At 66.1% G+C, this 21,480-nt stretch carries 17 protein-coding genes and 1 pseudogene; 7 read left to right on the top strand and 11 right to left on the bottom strand.

Features of this window, described 5'->3' with window-relative positions:
* Positions 1-80: 80 nt before the first annotated feature.
* Positions 81-1,157: a threonine aldolase family protein gene (locus GOOTI_RS00375; protein ID WP_007236564.1), complete on the bottom strand. Its 1,077-nt coding sequence runs from the start codon at positions 1,155-1,157 to the stop codon at positions 81-83.
* Positions 1,158-1,305: 148 nt separating this feature from the next.
* Between GOOTI_RS00375 and GOOTI_RS00370 the strand changes: the two genes are divergently transcribed.
* Positions 1,306-2,139, top strand: a complete 834-nt coding sequence (locus GOOTI_RS00370; protein WP_007236563.1) for an aldo/keto reductase — start codon at positions 1,306-1,308, stop codon at positions 2,137-2,139.
* A gap of 10 nt (positions 2,140-2,149) precedes the next feature.
* Here GOOTI_RS00370 and GOOTI_RS00365 read toward each other — a convergent pair whose 3' ends face one another.
* The 3 genes from GOOTI_RS00365 to GOOTI_RS00355 are packed head-to-tail and all read right to left on the bottom strand — an operon-like array spanning position 2,150 to position 7,044.
* On the bottom strand, positions 2,150-3,673 hold the full coding sequence (locus tag GOOTI_RS00365; protein ID WP_007236562.1) for a pyridoxal phosphate-dependent decarboxylase family protein: 1,524 nt from the start codon (positions 3,671-3,673) through the stop codon (positions 2,150-2,152).
* A gap of 19 nt (positions 3,674-3,692) precedes the next feature.
* Positions 3,693-5,090, bottom strand: coding sequence for an MFS transporter (locus tag GOOTI_RS00360; protein ID WP_007236561.1), 1,398 nt, complete (start codon positions 5,088-5,090; stop codon positions 3,693-3,695).
* Positions 5,083-7,044, bottom strand: coding sequence for an amidohydrolase family protein (locus tag GOOTI_RS00355; protein ID WP_007236560.1), 1,962 nt, complete (start codon positions 7,042-7,044; stop codon positions 5,083-5,085). The genes GOOTI_RS00360 and GOOTI_RS00355 overlap by 8 nt, the downstream gene beginning before the upstream one ends.
* A 180-nt stretch (positions 7,045-7,224) precedes the next feature.
* On the opposite strand from GOOTI_RS00355, the gene GOOTI_RS00350 reads away from it, so the two are divergent.
* A complete protein-coding gene (locus tag GOOTI_RS00350; RefSeq protein ID WP_007236559.1) occupies positions 7,225-8,244 on the top strand; it encodes an LLM class flavin-dependent oxidoreductase in 1,020 nt (339 codons plus the stop codon).
* A 57-nt stretch (positions 8,245-8,301) separates the two neighbouring features.
* On the opposite strand, the gene GOOTI_RS00345 is transcribed toward GOOTI_RS00350, so the two are convergent.
* Positions 8,302-10,215, bottom strand: coding sequence for an acyl-CoA thioester hydrolase/BAAT C-terminal domain-containing protein (locus GOOTI_RS00345; RefSeq protein WP_007236558.1), 1,914 nt, complete (start codon positions 10,213-10,215; stop codon positions 8,302-8,304).
* A 175-nt stretch (positions 10,216-10,390) separates the two neighbouring features.
* On the opposite strand from GOOTI_RS00345, the gene GOOTI_RS00340 reads away from it, so the two are divergent.
* Both GOOTI_RS00340 and GOOTI_RS24890 read left to right on the top strand, forming a co-directional pair.
* The gene (locus GOOTI_RS00340; RefSeq protein WP_007236557.1) at positions 10,391-12,880 is read left to right on the top strand and encodes a Tex family protein; all 2,490 of its coding nucleotides are present in this window, start codon (positions 10,391-10,393) and stop codon (positions 12,878-12,880) included.
* Positions 12,881-12,950: 70 nt separating this feature from the next.
* Positions 12,951-13,322 (top strand): annotated as a pseudogene (locus GOOTI_RS24890) (NUDIX hydrolase); the annotation flags it as partial.
* 24 nt (positions 13,323-13,346) lie between these two features.
* Here GOOTI_RS24890 and GOOTI_RS00330 read toward each other — a convergent pair.
* Positions 13,347-14,120: an SGNH/GDSL hydrolase family protein gene (locus tag GOOTI_RS00330; RefSeq protein ID WP_007236556.1), complete on the bottom strand. Its 774-nt coding sequence runs from the start codon at positions 14,118-14,120 to the stop codon at positions 13,347-13,349.
* Between the two features lie 95 nt (positions 14,121-14,215).
* On the opposite strand from GOOTI_RS00330, the gene GOOTI_RS00325 reads away from it, so the two are divergent.
* Both GOOTI_RS00325 and GOOTI_RS00320 read left to right on the top strand, forming a co-directional pair.
* Positions 14,216-15,028 (top strand): shikimate 5-dehydrogenase, encoded by an 813-nt coding sequence (locus tag GOOTI_RS00325; RefSeq protein ID WP_007236555.1) that lies wholly within the window; start codon positions 14,216-14,218, stop codon positions 15,026-15,028.
* 117 nt (positions 15,029-15,145) lie between these two features.
* The gene (locus GOOTI_RS00320; protein WP_007236554.1) at positions 15,146-16,516 is read left to right on the top strand and encodes a glycoside hydrolase family 183 protein; all 1,371 of its coding nucleotides are present in this window, start codon (positions 15,146-15,148) and stop codon (positions 16,514-16,516) included.
* A gap of 29 nt (positions 16,517-16,545) precedes the next feature.
* Here the strand turns inward: GOOTI_RS00320 and poxB are convergent, their stop codons facing one another.
* From poxB to GOOTI_RS00305, 3 genes are all read right to left on the bottom strand, one after another.
* The gene (gene poxB / locus GOOTI_RS00315) at positions 16,546-18,279 is read right to left on the bottom strand and encodes a ubiquinone-dependent pyruvate dehydrogenase (RefSeq protein WP_007236553.1); all 1,734 of its coding nucleotides are present in this window, start codon (positions 18,277-18,279) and stop codon (positions 16,546-16,548) included.
* 132 nt (positions 18,280-18,411) lie between these two features.
* Positions 18,412-19,548: a baeRF11 domain-containing protein gene (locus GOOTI_RS00310; protein ID WP_007236552.1), complete on the bottom strand. Its 1,137-nt coding sequence runs from the start codon at positions 19,546-19,548 to the stop codon at positions 18,412-18,414.
* Between the two features lie 86 nt (positions 19,549-19,634).
* A complete protein-coding gene (locus tag GOOTI_RS00305; RefSeq protein WP_007236551.1) occupies positions 19,635-20,015 on the bottom strand; it encodes an NYN domain-containing protein in 381 nt (126 codons plus the stop codon).
* A 55-nt stretch (positions 20,016-20,070) separates the two neighbouring features.
* On the opposite strand from GOOTI_RS00305, the gene mug reads away from it, so the two are divergent.
* Entirely contained in the window at positions 20,071-20,640 is a 570-nt protein-coding gene (gene mug / locus GOOTI_RS00300) for a G/U mismatch-specific DNA glycosylase (protein ID WP_007236550.1), read from the top strand.
* A gap of 53 nt (positions 20,641-20,693) precedes the next feature.
* Here the strand turns inward: mug and GOOTI_RS00295 are convergent, their stop codons facing one another.
* Entirely contained in the window at positions 20,694-20,990 is a 297-nt protein-coding gene (locus tag GOOTI_RS00295) for a DUF503 domain-containing protein (RefSeq protein ID WP_007236549.1), read from the bottom strand.
* A 38-nt stretch (positions 20,991-21,028) separates the two neighbouring features.
* The coding region (locus tag GOOTI_RS00290) for a polyphosphate kinase 2 family protein (protein WP_007236548.1) at positions 21,029-21,480 on the bottom strand (452 nt) is incomplete at its 5' end.

The raw sequence follows: 21,480 nt of genomic DNA, 5'->3' as shown, positions 1-21,480 counted from the left end.
TCATCGACGCGGCAGCAGGCACGGTTGTGACAGGTAGGTTGACCGGTGTATCGGGCGGGAAGCGGCCTCTCACGGTGCGCTCACCGCTGCGCGAATCCCCAGCGGATCGCCTCCACGAATCGATCGACGTCGTCGGCGGTGGTGTCCCAGGCGGTCATCCAGCGCACCTCGCCCACGCCTCGGTCCCAGTCGTAGAAGTGCACTTTCTCGCGGATGCGGTCGGCGGTCTCGTTGGGCAGTCGCGCGAAGACGGTGTTGGACTCCGTCCGCCGGGACAACGCGAGCCCGGTCAGCGCACCGTCAGCGATTCCCCTCTCCAGCGCGGCGCGCAGCCGCGCCGCCATGGCGTTCGAGTGCGTCGCGTTGCGAATGCCGAGGTCGTCGTCGAACAGGGCGAGCAACTGTGCCGAGGTGAACCGCATCTTGCTCGACAACTGGGTCGTCGACTTGCGGAGGAACCCGGCCCCCGGCGCCCGGGTCGGGTCGATGACGACGACGGCCTCGGCGGCCATGGTTCCGTTCTTCGTGCCACCGAGGCTCACTATGTCGACGCCGACGTCGGTCAGGAATTCCCGAAAGGGTTGTCGGAGTGCGGCTGCGGCGTTCCAGAGTCGTGAGCCGTCGACGTGGACGGCCATCCCGAGGCGATGCGCGGTCTCGCAGAGTTCAGCGATCTGCACAGCCGTATACAGGGTGCCGAGTTCGGTCACCTGCGTGATGCTCACGGCGAGGGGTTGCGCGAGTTGCTCGTCGCCGAGGGCAAGTGCCTCCATCTCGATCTGTGGGGGAGTCAATTTGCCGTCGGCGGTGTCCACGCCGATCACCTTGATTCCCGAAAGACGTTCGGGTGCAGCCCCTTCGGAGGTGTTGATGTGCGCACTGAGCGGAGCAATGACCGCTCCCCATCGGGGGAGCACGGCCGACAGCGCGACGACGTTGGCGCCCGTGCCGTTGAACAGTGGATACACCTCGGCCGTGTCTCCGAAATGATCGCGGACCACGTCGCCGAGTCGGCGGGTGTAGTCGTCGGCGCCGTAGGGCGGTTGGTGTCCGCCGTTCGCGGTTGCCAGAGCCGCGAGGACGTCGGGGTGGATTCCGGCGTAGTTGTCGCTGGCGAAGGAATGCCGCGTGTCATCGTGCAACGAGGTGAGGGTCACGTCTCCCACGTTCCCACTGACACGTCGCCGACTCAATGCGCGCCACTTCCGCTGCACTGTGTCGGACTGTGGTGGCGCATCGGCCGGTGTTTCGCCACTCTGGAGTGTTGTCAGCGAAGTAGATTGCCACGAAACGAGATGAGACGAGATGCCTGACGTGTTCACCGCCGCCAACGGGTTCGAATTGCCGACGATCGGTTTCGGAACGTTCAAGCTCAACGGTTCTGACGGCTCGGAGATCATCGCACGTGCCATCGACACCGGCTACACCCTCATCGACTCGGCCTTCAACTACGAGAACGAGGGGGCAGTGGGCCGGGCGGTCCGCCGCGCATCGACCGATCGCGGTAAGGTGGTCGTGACGTCGAAACTGCCCGGCCGCCATCACGCCTATGACGAAGCGCTGGCGACGATCGAGGAGAGTGTCTACCGCACCGGTCTCGACCATCTCGACCTCTATCTGATCCACTGGCCCAATCCGAAGGTCGACAAGTACGTCGAGGCGTGGACCGCGCTCATCGAAGCACGACGTCGAGGACTGGTCCGCGAGATCGGTGTGTGCAACTTCCTGCCGGAGCACCTCGATCGCCTGCACGCCGAGACCTCGGTGATGCCCGTTGTCAATCAGATAGAACTGCACCCGTACTTCCCGCAAGAAGAGACGCTCGCCTACGACCGTGCGCACGGCATCATCACCGAAGCATGGAGTCCGCTGGGACGGGGCAACGACCTTCTGACGAACCCCGTCATCACCGGCATCGCCGAGCGTGTCGATGCCTCGCCGGGCCAGGTCGTGCTGGCGTGGCAGGTCGCACGGGGCGCGCTGCCTCTGCCCAAGGCCTCCTCGCCCGAGCGGCAGGTGGAAAATCTCGAGGCGCCGTCGGTGACCTTGTCCGGAGACGACATCGACGCCATCACCGCGCTGGGACGCCCCGATGGCCGTATCAATGATCAGGACCCCGCGACCTACGAGGAGTTCTGATCCGTTCGAGCTACGGATTGCAGTAAGCGGCAAGGAATTCGGCGAGCAGGCATGCGGTGACCTCCCGCGGCAGCGACTCGACCGCGGCGATGATCGCGGGCATATCCAGGTCCGCCGCGCCGCCGTGCCGATGCGGATCGATTCCGGCTGAGACCAGGACCTCCTCCGCTGCGGCGCTGGGTAACCCGAGCGCTTGCTCGACGGTGACGGCTCCGCTGTCGAACGCTGCTGCCAGCTCGCGCAGTGCGGGCGGCGCCAGTGGCGGCGGTGTACCGCGGACCTCGTCGGCGGCGCTCCTCAGTGTCGGGACGAGGTCGTCGAGCACAGCCTCTGTGACCGGGGTGATCGTCAGGTGTGTCGTGGCCGGCAGTTCGGTGCCGTCTGGTTGCGTGAACGCCGGTTGCGCCTGCAGCGCAAAGCCGCGGTTGGTGACGGCTGCTCCCCACAAGTGGGTGTCGACGGGCTCGTCCGCGTCGGGATCTGTGCGCACCGCGAGCACAGGCCCCGACGGTGCGCCGACCACGCTCAGCCCGTCGATGCCGTCGATGGCCGCCACGACGGCATCGAAGGCCTGACGGATGCGCGCGGTGAGTGCGGCATATCCGTCGGCACCCAGTGTCCGGCTGACCGCCCATGCCGACGCGAGCCCCGCGGCGGATCGCGAACCCAGCAGTGTCGGGTTCACGATCGGATAGCCGGGCCACCGAGTGATCGAGAAGAACTGGGCGCGGTGCCGGTCACGATCACGGTGCAGCAGAATCGACGATCCTTTGGGCGCGTAGCCGTACTTGTGCAGGTCGGCCGACAAGCTGGTGACTCCGTCGACTCGGAAGTCCCACGGCGGCAGCCCGTCCCACCACGCCAGAGCGAAACCTCCGAGGCATGCGTCGACGTGAAATGTGAGATCGTGCGAGCTGGTGACCTCGGCGATCTCCGTGATCGGATCGAGCACTCCGGTCGGATAATTCGGTGCCGATGCGACGACGAGGATCGTGTCGTCGCGAATGGCGCCGGCGATGTCGTCGGCGCGCACCGCGGTCGACGGCGTCGGCACGGGTACCCGGATCGCTTCGACGCCGAACAGCTCGGCGGCCTTGAGAAACGCCGCGTGCGCGGTCGTCGGCAGGACCATGGACGCCTGTCCGGGCGCCGCGCCTGCGTGGTCACGGGCGGTCTTCACCGCGAGCAGGCAACTCTCCGTCCCGCCGGACGTCACCGAACCGACGGCATCCGGAGCGTGAAAAACGCTGCGGCCGAATTCGATCAGGTCGCGTTCCATTGCGGCGACCGAGCCGAACACCGTCGGATCGAGTCCGTTGACCGATTGGACCATCCGTGCCGCCGACGCCGCGACCTCATCGAGCACGGCGAGCCCCGAGTCGTAGACATAGGACAGTACGCGCCCACCGTGCGTCGGAGCGTCCGCCGATCGGTACGTTGCCAGGACCTGCAGGGCTGCGTCTGCTCGCTCCGTCAGATGGTGGATATCCACGGGATCGGGTGTGCCGGGAGCGGGGGAGTCGGGCGGAGTCATCGGCGGCGGTCCTTACGGGTCACTGTGCGAGGTGTCGGGTTGCGGTCGGTCGGCCCGGGAGAAGTCCGGCGGTGGTGTGGTCGCGATAGTGGCGGAGGAGTAGCAGGCTGCATGCGACGAGAAGCGAAGGGACCACCGAGAAGGCGAGCGCGATGGCGGTCAGCGCCGAGTCCGGTTGCGCGACTGTCGCATCACCGCTCGACGACACGAATCCGCCGAATGCCAGGATCACCAGGAACACCCCAGGCCCCAGGGCAAGGCCGACGGTCTCGCAGGCGGTCCACACGCCCGACATCGCTCCTCCCCGATCGTGGCCCGTCGAACGTCTGTCGGTGTCGATGATGTCCGGCAGCATCGCCAGCGGGAAAGCCTGCATCCCCGCATATCCGATGCCGGCGACGGCCACGGACACGAGCATCCACCATCCCGGTGCCCAGACCGCGATCGACAACGATGCGGTTGCGACGACGAACAACGCCGACGCAAGCATCAATCCGGCCACCTTTCCGAGTCGGCGGCCCAGCCGGTACCAGAGCGGCATCACGATCAGTGCCGGTCCGACAAGCGCGACGAACATGTACGTCAGCGCCGACGCATCGCCGAGCAGATACATCGCGACGTACTGTGCGCCGCCGAGCATCACCGCGCTCGCGAGTGCCTGCACGACGAAGAGCGAGACGAGGAGTCTGAAGTCGGGTACCTCGCTCAACGCGGTCAGCCCGTCACGCAGTCGGGCATGGCGGGGTTGCTGGGTCGAGATGTCCGTGGCCCCGCTACGCGGCGCTGCGCCGAACGTCGCGATGACCATCCCCGCGCAGAGGACAAGTGCCGCAACGACAGCCATCACCGCGTAGCCCAGATGACCACCGCCCACGGCGTCGCGGACCGCGGGTCCGCCCGCACCGACCAGGAGTATCGCGAGAGCCAGTACTGCAATCCGGGTGGTGATGAGGCGCGTTCGTTGGTGGTAATCGTGGGTGATCTCGGCGGGCAGTGCTATGTAGGGCACCTGGAAGAAGCCGTAGGCGATAGCGGCAAGTGTGAAGAACACGAACACCCACACCGCGGCGAGGGCAGGTGACGCGCCCGATGGCACGAGGAACATGAGGATGAACAACGGAACAAGGGCTAGAGCGCCGAACAACATGAACGCCCGTCGACTTCCGGTACGTATCGCGCGGGCGTCCGAGCGGGATCCGATGAGCGGATTGACCACCACGTCGATGATCTTCGGGGCGACCACGACAACCGAGGCCACCGTCGCCGCGACGGACAGGGTATCGGTCAGGTAGTACGCAAGTACCAGTCCCGGGAGCGTGCCGAATCCGCCGGTACCGACACTGCCTGCCGCATACGACAGCAGCGTTCGCCGACCGATCGTGTCGGGGTCGGGTGCTGTGTTCGATCGGTCACCCACGGTAGGCCTCGACTCGTTCCCACATACGGGTATAGGCCTCGGCCGCAGCGAACAGATCGCCGACGACGCGCGGTCCGTCGACGGGACCTGCCTCGATGCGCAGACTCTCGATCCAATCAGGGAGCAGACCGTAGTGGGCGGTGCCGTCGACATTCACGTCGAACACTCGCTGTCCGGAGACCTGCCTGCTGATCGCGGTGACCCCATCGGCGCCGCGGAACGGATACCGCACCGGATTGCGTGCCGCCGACGGTCGAGGCTGTGCCTGCGCACCGAGTCCGCCCATGTCCGGACCGAAGCCGACGCCGAAAAAGTGGTCGGGGCTGCGTTGCGCGCGGAGAACCCGCCACGCCGACAGGAAATCGGGCGGCAGATCGCCGTGGCGTCCCTTTTCGCCAGGCCTGGCCTCGGCAGGCGTCGCGAAGAGTCCGACGATCCCGCCCGCATCGAGAATACGTCGGTAATTGTGCGGGTCGGTCCAGGTGTGTGACGAGATGACTCCCGGGTAGTGGCGCCCGGCGGCGATGTCGAGGACGGCTTCGGCAGATTTCGCGCTGAAGTGGTCGACGTCGACGGCCATGCGGCGTGCGATGAGACCGTTGACGGCGTACGCACCGAGATCGGTCAGGCCGCGGACGTTGCAACGCTGCCCAGCCGGGTAACCGAGCACCGGATTGTCCTTCTCTTCGGTGCGGCAGTTCTCGACCTGCCAGGTGTGGCCGGTGGAGATCTGCTCGCCGGTGTTGACCGCGGCGCCGGTGACGCCCTGATCGAAACGTGTTCCGCCGAGCGCGTTGTCGAACTTGTGGGTGAGGATCACCTGACGGATCCCCATGGACCGCAGTTCGTCGAGACCGCGGTCGATGTCGGTACGCGAGCAGAGTGAGCGTCCGGAGACCTCCCGACATCCGAACGGTTCGGAGATCTCGATACCGAGTGTGACCGCGACCTTGCCGTCGGCGATGACGCGTCTCGCATCAGCCGCCGACGACACGATCCGGAGGAAACCCTTTCCGGGGCCGCCGTTCTGGGCGTCGATGTAGTCGACGAGTTGGTGGAGCAGCTTGTGTTGGATACGTACCGATTCCATCTCGTCGCACGGCTGGTCGCCGCGCCAGTACTTCTCGCACAGGACGCGGTTCTGCACGTAGTAGTTCTGGATCATGCGTAGTCCTGACCGCCATGACCGCTCGATCCAGCGGTAGTAGGTCTGCTCGTGGGTCAGTGAGTCCCACCTCGGCCACTGCGACAGCGTCGGCCAGCCGTCGGTTGCGTGGGGGCCGGGACGGGACAGCACCTGTTCGGACACCGCCGGAATGCCCTCGGGGTCGTGGTCGGGACAGTCGCGCAGTGCGACGGTCACCCCAAGCGGGTCGAACGGCTTGCCGCAGTGCAGCTCTCCGCCGAGAAACTGCTCGGAGAGCAGGTGTGCATGGGAATCGACGAAACCGCGGAGGTTGCCCTGCGGATCGGTGCCGCGCATGACGGGACCGCTCACGTCGATCTCGGGTTCGGGGAACGCCCGGCATCCTGTCGCGGGAGTGAGGCGGACGTTGTGCGCGCCGCCGCTGTCCGAGACCGCGGGTCTCAACGTGAAGTCACGCCCGCTGCCGGTGACGTTCCATTGAGCGCGGGGAGTCGCGCCAACTACGAGTGTCGGAGCGCCGACCGCGGACGCGGTGAGCAGTCGGCCGTCCCGCCCGGAGAACAGGTAGCTGCCCAGACCTGCGGCCTTGGCCGTGAACGGAGCCGACCGGCCGCCCACCTGGGTGCCCGTCCGATCAGTGATCTGTACGCAGGTGTTGGCGAGGGCGTAGACGTCCTTGGTCGCTGCACCCGCAGCTGCCGGGAACAGCAGGGTCGCGGTGCCGATCGCGAGAGCGCAGGCGAGCAGAATCGACGTCGGGGCGACGCGTACTCGTGGGCGCGACCCGGCCGTCGCACATCTGGTCATTCCCGGCACCGTAACGGAGCTGACGCGTCGACGCCGACTTTTCGACGCCCATGAGCCAAAGTCCGGCGCGGTCACCGCCGCTCATCGGTCCGGCGTCGTGTGCGGCGGGAGATCGATGACGCGTAGACCCGCGTGAGCGGGTATCACTGTCACGAGAGAACGAGCACGATCGGAGAGACGATGCCACGCGAGGGTCAACGGTTGGAGAAGATGGGGTTCCTCACCATCGGACGCTTCGATGAAGCCGATCCCAGGGCAGGCCATCTCGAGACGCTACGGACCATCGAGACGGCAGAGGAACTCGGATTCGACAGCGTCTGGCTGCGCGACCGGCACCTGCAGTTCGGAATCTCGTCGCCCGTCGCGATGCTCGCCGCAGCGTCGATGCGCACGAGTCGGATCGAACTCGGCACCGCGGTGATCCCGCTCGGACTCGAGAACCCTTTTCGTCTCGCCGAAGACCTCGCGACCGTCGATCTCCTTTCCGGTGGCCGCGTCAATCCCGGCGTGTCCGTGGGCACTCCGATGCGTTACGACGATTTCAAGACCGCTCTCTATCCGGATACCCACGAGCTCGAGGACTTCTCCAAGTACCGCGTGCTGCGACTGTTGTCCCATCTGCGCGGCGAGCCGGTCAGTTCGTTCGAGGGCACTGTCGGTATCGAGACGTTCTCACGCAAGGTCCAGCCACAGTCGCCAGGACTGGCCGATCGCGTTTGGTACGGCGGCGGTCTCGAATCGGCGAAATGGGCTGCGCGCAATGGCCTCAACTACCTCACCTCCTCGGTCGTCACCACCGAGGGCACGACGTCGCGCGACTTCGCGACGATCCAGGGCGAACACATCGACGCCTACCGGGCGAACCTCGCCGACCCGGCATCGGCGCGGGTGTCACAGGGTCTCGTCGTCATTCCGACGGACTCGGCGACGCCTGAGCAGGTACGCAAGTACGAGGCCTACGCGGCGGCCCGCTTCGAGCGCACGCTCACTCCGCAGGGTCCGCGCGGGATGTTGTTCTCGCCCGACTACGTCGGTAGCTCGGCACAACTCGCCGAGACGTTGTTCTCGCACGCCGGATTCCAGCGTGCCACCGAGGTTGCCTTCGCGTTGCCGTTCACGTTCGACGCGGAGGATTACGAGCAGATCATCACCGACATGGCACAGCACCTCGGCCCTGCGCTCGGGTGGTCACCGCGCTGAGCGCGAGATGGCTACCGCGCTGAGCGCGAGATGGCTACCGCGCTGAGCGCGAGATGGCTACCGCGCTGAGCGCACGGCGTCGACGTTGCCTGCCGAACCGACGAACCCGACGATCTCGTCCGTCAGGGCCAGGCACGCCAGGCCGTGCTCGCGGGGTCGGCCGCCGAGGTCGATGCCGCCGACCACCTGGACTGTGGACGGATAGAGCCCCGGCCGGAGCAGGTGACCTGCGCCGTCGTAGCGGATGTGTTTGTCCGATGCCGTCTGGCGGCGGGCGAGGAGGGTGTCGGCCATCTGCTCAGACGGCCAGAGGTGGTCGTCTGACCCGCTGACACACAGGATCGGGCACGGGATGTTCTCCGCGGAGATGATCACTCCGGTTGCGGTCTTGCTGCGTCCCAGCGCGTCGAGACCGGCACTGTAGGCGGGCGCCAGTCTCAGCAGCGTCGGCTCGTGCCGGGCGATGTCGCGGGAGAGATGCCAGGCATTGCTCACCAATTGCGGCATGAGGGTTCCGCTGGGTAGCGGTGCGTACTGGCACGGATGCCCGCGGTGGGTCCACGACGAGGTGTCGGGTATCTCGCCGCCGGCGCCGATGGCCTGCCAGGTCACCGAGCTGGGACTCACCAGGATCAATGCGCTGACCGGAAGGTCTGGCTCGCGTGCGAGAGTAGCCGCCACGCCCTCGGAGCTGCGTGAAATAGCAAGTGCGACAACCGTGTTCGATTCAACTTCCGCTCGTGCCGCCAGCCACGAGATCGCGGTGGCGAAACGCTCGAGCGGGATGTTCGCGACGGGGACTGCTTCGGGGTCGGCGTCGAGCCAGTTGTATGCGAGGGCGACCAAGCCGCGCGACGCCAGCGCCGAGATGGCGGCGCGCTGTGAGTCGTAGCCGCCCTCGGATCCGCCGAAACAGACGACTGCCTGACGAGCGCGCCCGCCTACCGGTAGCGCGAGGAGGCCGGGACGTCCGTCGACGTCGACCTCGGTCACGTGCACGCCGGGGGCCGTCGACGAGCGTAGCCGGGTGACCGCCGTCCGGTGCTGTTCGCCGCTCACTTCGATACGCACCTGCCACGGTTCTACCGGTGGTACGAACAGGTCGGCGCGATCGGGTTCACCTGTGAATGCCATGCCGCAGAGGATGTCGTCGACGGATTGTCCGGTGCCTGCCAGCCTGCCCTGCCAACGCCAGAGTCGTCCGTAGAGATCCTGACCGGAGACGGTGACGCCGAGCGTGGCGATCCCCGGTGCGTCGACGCCGATGGAGAAGGGTTCGTCGTGGCGACTGGTCGACGGCGCGTGGACGACGACACGTGGATCCAGCTCGTCTGGGGGTGCTGTCGGCTGGGCGACCGGCTCGCCGGGGCGAGCGGAAGCCTGGCGCTTGTCGATTGCATCGATGTGGGAGGAGAACCATGCCGGAAACACCCCGGAGACGGTCCCGGCGACGCCCATGATCGTGAACGGGATCACCCAGTAGCAGATGATCGACAACGTCGATGCGCCGTCGTGGATGGTCGCGTCACCCTGCACGAGAGGTGGGATCAGTGACACCACGGTCATGATCGCGAAGACGGCTATCCACATCCAGGTCATGGCGGCGGTGATCACTTGGAACCCGTCGCTGCGCGCGACGTCGTCGGTGACCGTCGCGCGTGCATATTCGCGGACGAAAGGCCGCCGGATCAGCATGCCGACGAGAACGATGAGGAAGATCGCAGCGTTTCCGAGCGGCTGCAGCCAGCGCTCCAGAAAGGAATCGCTGACGGTGAAGGCGAGGACGCTGAAGGCTGCGAACGCCACCACCGCCCCGATCTCCAGGGTGTGCCAGGGCTGTCGGCGGAGTCGCTGAACGAGAACGGCCAGGACTGCGAGACACAGTGCGACGATCACGGCGACCCGAAACGATGCGTTGCCGACGAGTATCCAGTAGATGATCCAGGGGGAGAAGCCGATCAGGAATCCCATGGGGCTCGATTCTCGCTAGTGGGCGACGGTCGTGACATGACCCCCACCGTGGGATTTTACGGCCGGTGTCGGAAGCGCGGTCGAAAACGCGGCCCCTGTGGGCCGTCGCGGACATCCGCGACACGCATCTCCTCCACACGAATCGCTGTCGGCGCCCTTCGGTAGGGTGCTCCGAGTGACTTCGAGTGCATCCGAGACTGTTTCCGGAATCAAGTCGGTCAACGCGCGATTGGCCGAAGAGCTCCAGGTCGGCGAGCATCAGGTGGCCGCGACGGTCCGGCTCCTCGACGAGGGATCGACGGTCCCGTTCATCGCCCGCTACCGCAAGGAGGTGACCGGCTCGCTCGACGACGCGCAACTGCGCCAACTCGACGAACGACTGCGTTACCTACGTGAACTCGACGAACGACGAGCCGCGGTGCTCGCCTCCATCGAGGAGCAGGGCAAGCTGACCGACGAGCTGCGGCACGCTCTGCTGGCCGCCGACACGAAGTCGCGAGTCGAGGACATCTACCTGCCGTACAAGCCGAAGCGTCGGACAAAGGCGCAGATAGCGCGCGAAGCCGGCCTCGAACCGCTGGCCGACCGACTGCTCGAAGATCCGTCGCTCGACCCGACTGTCGTCGCTGCCGAGTACGTCTCCGACACGGTGACCGATGCCGCCGCAGCACTCGAGGGCGCGCGCCACATTGTCATCGAGCGGGTCAGCGAAGACGCGCAGTTGGTCGGTGAGGTGCGCGAGACCTTCTGGCGCCAGGGGTCGTGCAGCAGCGCTCCACGCTCGGAGGAGATCGCGAAAAGTGCGGCGGGTCAGAAGTTCCGCGACTACTTCGAGTTCTCCGAGCCGCTGGAGGAGATGCCGTCGCACCGAGTCCTCGCCGTGCTCCGCGGCGAGAAGGAAGGCGTCCTCGCCGTTGACTTCACCGGCGGTGACGACGAGGGCTATCAGGCGATGGTCGCGGCGAGTCTCGGCGTCGACCTGTCCGGGAACGGGCCGGCGTCGAACTGGCTGGCCACCACCGTGCGCTGGGCGTGGCGGACGAAACTCATGATCAGCACCGCTGTCGACGCGCGGGTGCGTCTGCGTCAGCGCGCAGAGGACGACGCCGTCGCGGTGTTCGCGAAGAACCTCAAGGACCTTCTCCTCGCTGCCCCCGCGGGCAACCGGACCACTCTCGGCCTCGATCCGGGCTTCCGGACCGGCGTGAAGGTGGCTGTGGTCGACGGGACGGGCAAAGTGCTCGACACGTGCGCGATCTACCCGCACCAACCGCAGAAGCAGTGGGACGCCGCAAAAGCGACGTTGGCCGCACTCGTTGCACGGCACGGCGTCGAACTGATCGCGATCGGCAACGGGACCGCGTCGCGGGAGACGGATTCGCTTGCCGCCGAACTGCTCTCGGACATCAAGGCGTCCGGAGCGCAGCCGCCGGTCAAGGCGACGGTGAGTGAAGCCGGCGCGTCGGTGTACTCGGCGTCGGAGTACGCGTCCGACGAACTTCCCGACCTCGACGTCTCACTGCGCGGGGCTGTGTCGATCGCGCGTCGGCTGCAGGATCCACTCGCTGAACTGGTGAAGATCGACCCCAAGTCGATCGGCGTCGGCCAGTATCAGCACGACGTCACGCCCGGCACGCTCGCGCGCAGCCTCGACGCGGTGGTGGAGGACGCGGTGAACGCTGTCGGCGTCGACCTGAACACAGCGTCGGTACCCCTGCTCGCCCGCGTCTCGGGGGTGACACCCGGGTTGGCCGAGGCGATCGTCGGCCATCGGGATGCCGCCGGTCGCTTCCGCAGTCGAGGCGCGCTTCTCGACGTTCCGCGCTTGGGTCCCAAGGCATTCGAGCAGTGCGCAGGATTCTTGCGGATCACCGACGGTGACGATCCGCTCGATGCCTCCGGTGTGCACCCCGAGGCGTATCCGGTGGTCCGACGGATCCTCGAGCGTACCGGCCTGCAACTCGCCGAGCTGATCGGTGACGAGCGTTCGCTGAAGTCGCTCAAGCCCGCGGAGTTCGCCGACGAGAGATTCGGGATCCCGACGGTCACCGACATCCTCGGCGAACTCGAGAAGCCAGGACGCGACCCGCGCCCGGCGTTCAGCACCGCGACGTTTGCCGCCGGAGTCGAGAAGGTCGCCGACCTCAAACCCGGAATGGTGCTGGAGGGCGTGGTCACCAACGTCGCAGCCTTCGGCGCGTTCGTCGACGTCGGGGTGCATCAGGACGGTCTGGTCCACGTCTCAGCCATGGCGAACCGCTTCGTGTCCGACCCGCACGAGGTGGTCAAATCAGGGCAGGTGGTCAAGGTCAAGGTCGTCGAGGTCGACGTCGACCGTCAGCGCATCGGCTTGAGTCTGCGGCTCGACGATGAGGTCCGGACCCCCGGCGCCGACCGCGGTGCGCGGCGCGCAGACGCGCGCAAGGGCCAGGAGTCTGGCGGGCCGGCACGTGGGCGCAACAACGCGCAGGCCGAACGGGGACGGTCGGGCGGCCAGAAGGGTAGTGCCCAGAAGAATGGTGCACAGAAGGATGGTGCCCAGAAGAATGGTGCACAGAAGGGTGGCGGTCAGGCACGCGGCGGTCAGGGCAGGGGTCGTCGTGAGTCCCAACCCCTCAACGGATCGATGGCTCAGGCGCTGCGCGACGCCGGCTTCGGAAAGTGACAGCGTCCGCGGCGCGCAGTATGCGGTGGCATGAGCCGGTTGGCGGCCGATGACGCCGAGCAGCACACCGATGCCGGTGATCACGGTGGCCGCCGTGGTCATCGTCGACCGTGCCGGGAGGCTGTTGACCGTCCGTAAGAGCGGGGCCGTCCGGTTCATGCTGCCCGGCGGTAAACCAGAGAACGGCGAGAGTCGTCGGGAGACGGCGCTGCGTGAATCGCGCGAGGAATTGTCGGTCGAATTGTTCGACGACGACCTCGTCGAACTGGGTGTCTTCCGTGCCGATGCGGCCAACGAGGCCGGGCACCTCGTCGAGGCCACTGTGTTCGAACATCCCCCTGTGTGCGTCGACGCGCCCGCTGCCGAGATTGCGGAACTGAGGTGGATCGACATCGACGCGCCCGCAGTTCTGTTGGCGCCGCTGCTCGCCGATCACGTGCTCCACTGTTACGCGATCGGCGTCGACTCAGCTGAGTGCGTCGGCGGCCGCGACGGGCTCGGCCCAGCGCGGCGCGATTCCATCGCCGGAGGAGACCCCGCGGACACGCCGCATGACCCACGGATAGAGGAACGTCCGCGCCCACTCGAGGTTGTCGCGTCGACGCTCCTCGCGTGTCGGAGTAGGAGCGGGCGCGAGTGCGGGCACGTCGATCTGGTGCGGCGCGCCGATCAGATCGAGCACCTCGGCTGCCATACGCGTGTGTCCCAGCGACGACATGTGAAGTCGGTCGGTATCCCACATCCGGTAGTCGTCATATCCGCGGAGCCGCCAGAAGTCGAGGATGTGGACGCCCTGTCGATCCGCGATCTCGCGGAGCAGTTCGTTGTAGATGGCACACCGCCCGCGGGTGAGCCGGAACACCGGGGCCCATCCCGCGTCGTATGCGGTGAACACCACCACCCGCGCGCCGGTCGCCCGCAGACGGGCGATGGCCTGTTCGTAGCGACCCATCATCGCGTCGAGGTCGAGTGAGCCGCGCATGAGATCGTTGCCGCCCGCGTAGATGGTGATCAGATCCGGTGAGAGGCCCACCGCACGGTCGATCTGTTCGTCAAGTACCTGATCGAGCAGTCGGCCTCGGATCGCGAGATTCGCATAGCGCAGTGAGGGATTGCCGAGCGCGAGTTGCTCTGCGACACGATCGGCCCATCCACGCAGCCCGTTCGGGCGGGTGCGATCCGGGTCGCCGACCCCCTCTGTGAACGAATCACCAAGTGCCACATATGTGTTCCATGACACAGTGATCGACCTCCTGACTTTGTCTCGTCACCCCGACGAGGCTACGACCTCCGCTGAGCCGCTGTCACATCGCGTCGGGGCCTAGGGTTTCTCGCATGCCGATATTGAACAAAGACATGACGTTGTGTATCTCGCTTGCCGCGCGGCCCTCGAACATCGGCACGCGGTTCCACAACTATCTCTACGACGAACTCGGCCTGAACTTCATCTACAAGGCGTTCACCACGACCGACATCGAGGGCGCGATCGGTGGAGTACGAGCACTGGGTATCCGCGGGTGCTCGGTGTCGATGCCGTTCAAGGAGGCGGTGATCCCCCTCGTCGACCACATGGAACCGTCCGCGAAAGCGATCGAGTCGGTGAACACGATCGTCAACGACGACGGGCAGCTGACGGGGTCGAACACCGACTACGAGGCGGTCGCCACACTCATCACCGACGTCGATCCGGCGCTGCCGGTCGTGGTGCGTGGCTCGGGCGGCATGGCCAAAGCCGTGGTCGCCGCGTTTCGCGGAGCGGGCTTCGACGACCTCACCGTGTGGGCACGCAACGCGGAGGCCGGACGGTCCCTGGCGAGCCGCTACGACTACCGCAGCATCGACACGGCGCCCGTCCCGGGCGCATCGGTACTGGTCAATGTCACGCCGCTGGGAATGCGTGGTGCCGATGAGATGGTGCAGTCGTTCGACGACGACGCGATCGACGCAGCTGAGATCGTGTTCGACGTGGTCGCCCTGCCGGAACGGACGCCGTTGGTCGTCGCGGCAGAGTCTGCTGGAAAGCGACTCATCACCGGTGCTCAGGTCATCGCGCTGCAGGCGGCGGCGCAATTCGAGAAGTACACCGGCAGGGTCGTGACCGTCGACCAAGTCGCGCGGGCGTCGGAGTTCTCCCGCTCCGAGACGTGATCGTGACCGTCTACGGCGGTCTACGGTGATGCGCATAGTTCACACTGGCCTCTTAAGTCACATCTATCACAGATGTCACACGCGGGGTTGCCCTGCTGACCGAGAGGACCGTCACCCATGCTCCGACACCGATCAGCTGCCCGCAGACTGCTCGTCGCCGGGACGGTCGCGATCTCGATGAGTGGTCTGCTCGTTTCCGGTGGGGGGTATGCGGCGGCAGCGCCGTGTGCCAATGCGGGTAACGGCTCACTGCCGGATCTCGGGAGCGCGTCGGGATCGCTGGGCGGTACCGGTTCGCTGGGCACGGGATCGCTTGGCCCGGGATCGGCAGGGTCGTCGGGTTCATCGGGAGCTCGGCCGGGCCTGGGAACCCAGGGTCCGCTACCCGTCTACCTCACTCCGCGCGCCCGCACTGTCGCGTGGGTGACCGGTCCACGCAGCATCAACCGCACCTTCAGCCGATACTCGATCAGCGGGACTGACCTGGGCATCTCATGGGACAACGGGTCCGGCCAGACGCTGATGGCATTCGGCGACACCTTCGGTGATTGCAATGCGCCAGGCCAACAGTGGCGGCACAACACCCTGCTGCGGACGCGTGACGCCACACTCGGCGACGGCGTGAGCGTTCCACCCGGTGTGCCGGGTGACGTCGGGTCCGGCAGTCCCGTCGACGCCGGGCGTCCGACGTATGCCCGCGAGCTGATCCCCGCACTGGGATTCAGTCCGGTTGAGGTGACAACCATCCCGACCGCGGCGATTTCGTTGCCCTGGGGCTCGGGTCATCGGCAGTTCATCAACTTCATGTCGGTACGTTCCTGGGGCTCGGCGGGGCATTGGGTGACCAACTATTCGGGTATCGCCTACTCCGACGACAACGGTCAGACGTGGACGGCGCCCCAGAGCACCTTTCTCGTGAATTCTCCTGTGTCGGTACCACTTCCGTTTGGCTTGCCGCCTGCTGACCCCAACAACGGCAAGTTCCAGCAGAACGCCTACGTTCGTGGCCACGGTGCGCAGGGCGACTACGTGTACCAATTCGGCACTCCCAACGGACGATTCGGCGCAGGTTTTCTCGCCCGATTCGCTCCGCGCGACATCCTCGATCGCGGGAAGTACCAGTACTGGGCGGGTCGCGAGCTGGGGTGGGTGGACGACATCACTCGCGTGCCCGACGACGGATCGGCGATCGTGGTGCCGGCGCCCGTCACCGAACTGTCCGTGGCGTGGAGTCCCTACCTGAACAAATACATGATGCTCGACGGGGACAACGGGATTCGCATCCGTACCGCAGACCGGCCGGAGGGTCCGTGGAGCGCGCCGACCTACCTCGTGGAGAAGGGGGCCGTCGTCCTCTACGGTCCGATGATCCAACCGCGGTCGCCTGCGGTCGTCGGGTCGTCGCCCGAACTGTTCTTCAACGCCTCACGGTGGAGCGACTACAACGTGATGCTGATCCGCGCCGATCTGAGCCGGATTCCGCACTGACTCGCGAAGGCGGACCGGCGCCCGGCGGGTCAGTCGAACAGGCGGCGGAACACGTTGGTCTCGGCGAGATCCATCAGTTCGTCGCCGCGCCCGGAGAGCACAGTTCGGATCGCATACAGGGTGAACCCCTTCGCCTGGGCCGCAGAGACCGTCGGTGGGATCGACAACTCCTGACGTGCGGTGACGACGTCGAGCAGCGCGGGTCCGTCGTGCGCGAGGAACTCACGTACGGCGGAGTCGAGGTCGCCGGGATTCTCGACGCGGTCGCCCTTGATCCCGATCGCACGCGCCAACGCGGCGAAGTCGGGGTTCTCGAGGTCGGTGCCGAAGTTCACGAAACCCGCCGCCTTCATCTCCAGCTCGACGAAGTTGAGCGACGAGTTGTTGAACACGACGATCTTCACCGGAAGCGCGTTCTGTGTCAGCGTCAGCAGTTCGCCGAGCAGCATCGCCAGACCGCCGTCACCTGCCATGGCGATCACCTGTCGCCCGGGGAACGACGCCTGGGCGCCGACACCTTGCGACAGGGCGTTGGCCATCGAGCCGTGGGTGAACGAGCCGATCAGTCGACGTGACCCGTTCATCTGCAGGTAGCGCGCAGCCCACACGACCGGTGAGCCGACATCGGGGATGAACACGGCGTCGTCGGTGGCGTGGTCGGAGAGCAACTTGGCCAGGTACTGCGGATGGATCGGCGTCTTGCCGTCGTCGACGGCGAGATCGTTGAGCGATGCCCGCGCTTTGAGATAGTGCTCGCGCGATGAACGCAGATGATCCGAGCTGCGGTTGCGGTCGAGTAGCGGCAGCAGGGCGGGAATCGTGTCGGCGACAGAGCCCACCAGCCCGAGATCGACCGGCGTTCGACGCCCTATCTGTTCACCTCGGATGTCGAGCTGGACGATCTTTGCCTTGGACGGGAAGAACTGTTGGTAGGGAAAGTCGGTGCCCAGCATCAGGAGCGTGTCGCACTTCTCGATGGCGCGGTAGCCGGAGCTGAATCCGAGCAAACCCGTCATACCGACGTCGTATGGGTTGTCGTACTCGAGGAATTCCTTGCCGCGTAGCGCGTGCACGATGGGCGCCTGTAGTGCACCCGCGAGTTCGACGACGGCGTCGTGGGCTCCCGCAACGCCGGCGCCGCCGAGAATGGTGACCTTCTCCGCGATGTTGAGCACCTCGGCGAGGTCACGGATCTGCGCGTCGGTGGGTCGCACGATCTTCTCGATGGCCTTGATGGCACCTCCGGCCCGACGCTCATGTGCCTTTGCCAGAAAGATCTCGCCGGGAATGACCAGCACCGCGACCCCGCGGCGTTCGACAGCCGTGCGGATCGCGATGTCGAGCAGCCGGGGGAGTTGTTCCGCGTTGCTCACGAGTTCGCAGAAATCGGTGCACTCGACGAAGAGTTGTTCGGGGTGTGTCTCCTGGAAATAGCCGCTCCCGATCTCCGCTTCGGGGATGTGAGCGGCGATCGCGAGCACGGGCACACGACTGCGCTGTGCGTCGAAAAGGCCGTTGATCAAGTGGAGATTGCCCGGTCCGCAACTGCCGACACAGACCGCGAGTTCTCCGGTGAGCGTCGCCTCCGCCGACGCGGCGAAGGCTGCGCCCTCTTCGTGGCGGGCGTGCACCCACTCGATGCGCCCGTCTCGGCGCAGCGCATCGGTGAAGCCGTTGAGCGAGTCGCCGGGTATGCCGTACACCCGGTGCACCCCTGACTGGTCGAGCGTTTCGATGATGTTGTCGGCGACGGTTCGAGCCACGGTGCACACTCCTTGGTCGGCACGCGCGTCCAACCTCACGCGCGTGGTACGGCGATGCGGGCGGCGCCGCCGCACGGAACAATTCTGCAGTGTGCTCTACAGGCCGTGCGACGGCGTCGGTGGAACTAGTGCCTACTGTGCGGTGTCGATCAGCGGGAACCGCAGGCCGGCGATGGCCGTGTCGTTCCACAGCGGCGAGTCGATCTCGTCGGCTCGGACGGCGATCACTTCTCCGCCGCGGTCGAGTACGGTGACCACGATCGACGACATGACGTCGTACCCGTTGTCGTCATAGGTCAATTCGCCTGTCTCCGAGTCGATGTCGCCGGGGATGTCGCGAGTGAAGTCGTAGACGAGTGTCGCCACGGCGCCGGCGGAGGCGGCCTTGCTGATCTCGGCCAGGTCGGTGGCGACCAGACCGCGATTCACTCCGTCGGACAGACGCGCGACGACAGCATTGTTCTGCGCTGCGTTCAGTGCAGGCAGTTCGGCCCGGATCGCGGTGTCGATCTCGTCGGCGCGGAGCTCGTCGGGTGCGCCGGGCACCGGCACCACGGTGCGGTCGGTGTAGGCGGCCTGGAACATGTCCAGTAGCGGGTCGGTGGCGAAGAGGAACAGTGGGCGCTCTCCGCTCCGGTCGACCAGTGCCAGTTCGGCGCTGACCGCTTCGGCGACACGATTGGCGTACTGCTCGAGCAGAACCTTCTTGCCTTCGTCTCCGACGAGCCTGCGGACGTGACCGCGGTCGCGGATGGTCGCCCTGTTGGTGGCGTCGGCCACATCCGTGCTGTGATCGCCCTGGAGCTCCAGCTCGGTCGCCACTGTCGTCGGCGTAGCCTGCCAGAGATTCCAGCCGTTTGCCGACAGCGTCAACGCGAACGCACTCTGCGGCGTGGTCACCGCACGAACGATCTGCCCCAGGTCGAAGTGTCCGCCGGTCTGCATCTGGTTCTCGAGCCGATTGGGCAGGACGAACAGCTGCAGTTGGTCGGGTGAGAGGAAGATGGCCACTGAACTCGACAGGCGCGTCCAGGCCTCGTCCGTGCGAACCTTCTCCCACTGATCGCGCAGCGCGGTCTCGGTCGCGTGTCTGATGCCCTCCTCGCGGAGCTCGCGGATTGCGCGGTCGAACGCGCTCTTCGCATTGAGGTAGCTGCCTTCGCGTGCATCCGGTGCAGGAGAGGTCTCGGCATAGATCGTGATCGCGTTGTCTCGTCGCGTCCCGAGCTCGCGAAGATCGTCAAGCGTAGGCAGGTCATAGCGGGCCATTGTCATCCTCTCGTCGCCCCCCGGCGTTCCCCGTACCAATATCCTATGCGTGTCGTCTCTGCTCGCCACCGAATGGTCCTACCTGCTCAGCGTATCGAACGGGGTCCGACCGAGTGAGCGCCAAGATGCGCTACGCGAGAACGTAATCCGCGATCGGAGGTGACGACCGTGACAGCTCGGTCGCCGTTCTCCGACACCACATCGACGATCGTGTCGTCACCGGACCCTGGGGCCTCGACGATGCGGATCCCTTGTCGAGGACACACGCCGCGCGCAGCGCCCTCGACGACCACGAAGACGTCGAGGGGGCCGGGTAGGTCCGCCAGACCTGTCGTTGGCAATTCCGCGATCCTGTCGAGGAGGCGCTCGGTCGCGGCCCGTCGGTCACGCCACCATCCATCGGGAACGGATCCGACGACGTTGGCGGCATCGACCACCAGCAGGGGTCGATCATCGTCTGCGCTCATGCGTCCATCGAATGTGCTCAGGTCGCGAGCGTCAACCGCGCGTAGCGTGTGACGGATGGGTTTCACCCGAGCCGAGTTGGCAGCATGCGGCGATCGTCTGGTCCCCGACCTGGTGGGGCCGAACTGCAGGCTGCTGTTCGTCGGCATCAATCCGGGATTGTGGAGTGCGGCGACCGGTGCTCACTTCGCCCGCCCGGGAAACCGATTCTGGCCCGCGCTCTATCGAGCAGGCATCACCGACCACCTCGTCGACGCGTCGTCGGGAATGAGCGATGCCGACCACGAGTACCTGATCGGCCGAGGGGTGGGGATCACCAATGTGGTCGCCAGGGCGACGGCGACAGCCGCGGAATTGAGCGCCACCGAATTGGTCGTGGGCGGTCGACACCTCCGCGACCGCGTCGAACAGATCGGTCCCGATGTCGTGGCGGTCGCCGGGATCACGGCCTATCGCAGCGCATTCGGTGACCGTCGTGCGACGTCGGGTGAGCAACCCGAACGCTGGGGCGAGACCAGGATCTGGGTGGTCCCGAATCCCAGTGGACTCAACGCACACGAGACGATCGACAGTCTCGCCGCGGCCTATCGAGAGGTGGCGGTGGCGGCCGCTGTTCTCGCACCCTGAGATCTCACGCACCCTGAGGTCTCGCCGCTCGGCGTTCGGGCAGGCGATGGTCGTCAGATGTCCGTCGACGAGAGTTCGCGTCGATGCACCGACAGCAGCTCGACCTCGGGGCGTGCGGCGGCAAATCGCTCCACCGAGTCGAGAACCTCGACGACGTGCGCGCGATCGGGCGCCACGAGACTCACCCCGATCGACGTTCGTCGGTGTGCGTCGAGGTGATCGACCTCGGCTACGGAGACTGCGAAACGTCGGCGACACTCGGCAACGATCGGCCGCACCAGCGATCGTTTCGACTTGAGCGAGTGCACGTCACCGAGCAGGAACTCGAATTCAGCGATACCGATCCACATCGTCGATCATGCTACGCACGGGGCCGAGCGTGCGGAACTCAGTCATCGTGACCCATGAGCTCAGCGACGTGGTCGGGAACGTATTTCGACAACGACCGCGGCGGGCGATGGTAATTGCCGCTCTCGATGGGCTTCTTCGGTAGCGACACCTGCGGACGCGGCACCTCGTGGTAGTCGATCGTCGAGAGAAAGTGCGACATCATGTTCAGTCGCGCATGCTTTTTGATGTCGGATTCGACGACGAACCAGGGACTCATCGCGGTATCGGTGTGCACCATCATCTCGTCCTTGGCGCGGGAGTAGTCCTCCCACCGGTAGACGGACTCGAGATCCATCGGACTCAACTTCCACTGCCGCACAGGGTCGTTCATGCGGGCCCGGAATCGTCGGAGTTGCTCCTCATCGGACACCGAGAACCAGTACTTCCGCAGGAGGATGCCGTCGTCGATCAGCATCTGCTCGAAGATCGGCGTCTGTCGGAGGAAACGTG

The sequence above is a fragment of the Gordonia otitidis NBRC 100426 genome, from assembly GCF_000248075.1.
GTDB lineage: Bacteria > Actinomycetota > Actinomycetes > Mycobacteriales > Mycobacteriaceae > Gordonia > Gordonia otitidis.
The sequence above is the reverse complement of the archived record's forward strand: the minus strand, read 5'-3'. Positions and strand labels throughout refer to the sequence as shown.